Consider the following 397-nt stretch of genomic DNA (forward strand, 5'->3'; position numbering starts at 1 on the left):
TTTCGCCAGCCCAATACAGTTTGATTTTATTACCGGACGGATCAGTTAGTGCTGCCTCTTTCCAAAGATAACTTTGCATCGTTGGTTCTTGCGAAAATTCGATACCTTCAGACTTAAGATGTGAGACCAGATCATCCAATTTTTCATGCTCAAAATAAACTACACCACGACAATCTAAGCCTTGTTTTTCTGTATCAAGATAGACTGAAAAAGTCGCGTCACCGTCGGGAAGTGAAAATCTAGCATAGTACTCGTTACCAACAATTTGAATTAAGCCTAGCTTTGTGTAGAACTCAATCGCTAGTTCTATATCATGAACTGCCAATGTTACTTGATTTAAATTCATCTGCTTTCCTTGCCTGAACCTCTGTTGCGCCTAACGCCGCGTTAAGTGGTG

General features: G+C 40.6%; 1 protein-coding gene. It reads right to left on the reverse strand.

The features are described 5' to 3' along the window. Window positions 1-346 (reverse strand): VOC family protein (locus ACP45E_RS01500; protein ID WP_069584624.1); only part of this gene is annotated, 346 nt, incomplete at its 3' end. Window positions 347-397 lie beyond the last annotated feature (51 nt).

It is taken from the genome of Vibrio genomosp. F10 str. 9ZD137 (genome assembly GCF_049974785.1).
Taxonomy (GTDB): domain Bacteria; phylum Pseudomonadota; class Gammaproteobacteria; order Enterobacterales; family Vibrionaceae; genus Vibrio.